Genomic DNA, 1,553 nt, shown 5'->3' with positions numbered 1-1,553 from the left:
TGCGCGGGCGGTTGCTGCGGGTGACGGGCCGGACGCCCGCGTCGTTTGGCGCGGACGATCCCGGCGGCCTGCGCGCGTTGCAGGATGCCCTGAGGGCCGAACTGGACCCGCTGCCCGCCGTGCTGCGTCGCCCCAGCGCGCTGCTGTTCGGCATGTAGGGTCGCCCGGTACCGGCCATTTCGCCACATTCTTTCCAGACGTCACGGGCTCACGCCCGGCCCATCTTGTGGTGGGCCGGGCGTGTTTTTTTGCGCGGCCCGCGAAACCGCTTGACTTCGAGCGCACTCCAACTTGTAGGCTCCGGAAAAAGGAGGAAGGCCCATGCGCATCCGTGACGTGGCGGCAACCACCGGGCTGAGCGCCCACACCCTGCGCTGGTATGAAAAGATCGGCCTGCTGCGCTCGGTGGAGCGCGACCGGGGCGGGCGCAGGCTGTTCACGCAGGACGACCTGCGCTGGTTGGAATTCATTGGCAGGCTGCGCGAGATGGACATGCCCGTGCGCGAAATGGTGCGCTACGCGGAACTGCGAGAGCGGGGCGAGCAGGGCGATGCCACGCTGGCGGCCCGTCGGGAACTGCTGGAAGGACACCGCCAGCGCGTGCGCGAGCGCATGGACCGGCTGGCGGCGTGCCTGACCCATCTGGATGACAAGATTGCCTGGTATCGCGGGCAGGAGGACGATCATGCATGACGACGTGAAGACGGCCCAAACGGAAGGGGCGGAACAGGCGGCAGGAGCGCAAGGGACGGAAACCCGCTACCAGCGCGGACTGCGGGTGCTGTCGCAGGTGGACGGCACGGCGGGCGAGCAGGTGGTGGCGAAACTGGCGGAATTCGCGCCGGACTTTGCGCGGCTGCTGGTGGAGTTTCCTTTTGGCGACGTGTATGCGCGGCCCCAGCTTGGCCTGCGGGAGCGCGAGATCGCCACCATCGCCGCGCTGACGGCCATGGGCACGGCGCGGCCCCAACTGGAGGTGCACATTGCCGCCGGACTGCATGTGGGCCTGACCCGCGAGGAGATCATGGAGGTGATCATGCAGATGGCGGTGTACGCGGGCTTTCCCGCCGCGCTCAACGGCATTGCCGCCGCGCGCGAGGTGTTCGGGCGGCATGGCGCGGCACGGGACGGGGGCGGGGCGTAGAAGGGGCGGAGCGTGGAAGGGGGACGGAACAATTCGTCCGAACTGGCCGGGGTTGGTGTGCGCCCGTAGCAGCCCCACCCCGCGACGGAGGCCCGCCGCGGGGTGCAAGGAGAAAAACAATCTGTCGGACGGGAAGGAATCCGTAATGGACCCGTGCCGCCCTCTTCAGGTCAGCGCGTGCAGTAGCCGTTGCTACCGTGGCCAGGCCAGCAGCACGTCCTCGCGGCGCAGGGGCAGGTCCAGCGCATCCTCCGGAGCATTGGGAATGCCCGCGTCGGTCAGCCCGTCCACGTAGCCGGGCGGCAACGTCCACACCCCGATGGCCGGGCCGCCGTCCATGCGGATGGCCAGCGCCACGGCCTCGTCGTTCAGGCCCAGGATGCGCGCGGGCCTGCGGCACCACGGCAGG

Annotated in this window: 2 protein-coding genes and 1 pseudogene; 2 read left to right on the top strand and 1 reads right to left on the bottom strand. The window is 69.4% G+C overall.

All coding sequences use genetic code 11. The features are described 5' to 3' along the window. Positions 1-321 precede the first annotated feature (321 nt). Together FVW27_RS15095 and FVW27_RS15090 are read left to right on the top strand one after the other, a co-directional pair. A complete protein-coding gene (locus tag FVW27_RS15095; protein ID WP_167126655.1) occupies positions 322-693 on the top strand; it encodes a MerR family transcriptional regulator in 372 nt (123 codons plus the stop codon). Further along, complete coding sequence (locus FVW27_RS15090) at positions 686-1,144, top strand: carboxymuconolactone decarboxylase family protein (RefSeq protein ID WP_243838496.1); 459 nt, start codon at positions 686-688, stop codon at positions 1,142-1,144. Before FVW27_RS15095 ends, FVW27_RS15090 begins: the two co-directional genes overlap by 8 nt. Before the next feature lie 192 nt (positions 1,145-1,336). Here FVW27_RS15090 and FVW27_RS15085 read toward each other — a convergent pair. Next, a pseudogene (locus tag FVW27_RS15085) lies at positions 1,337-1,553 on the bottom strand (hypothetical protein); the annotation flags it as partial.

The sequence above is a fragment of the Nitratidesulfovibrio liaohensis genome (genome assembly GCF_011682075.1).
In the GTDB taxonomy this organism is placed as follows: Bacteria; Desulfobacterota; Desulfovibrionia; order Desulfovibrionales; family Desulfovibrionaceae; genus Cupidesulfovibrio; species Cupidesulfovibrio liaohensis.
This window is presented reverse-complemented; position numbering and strand designations above follow the sequence as displayed.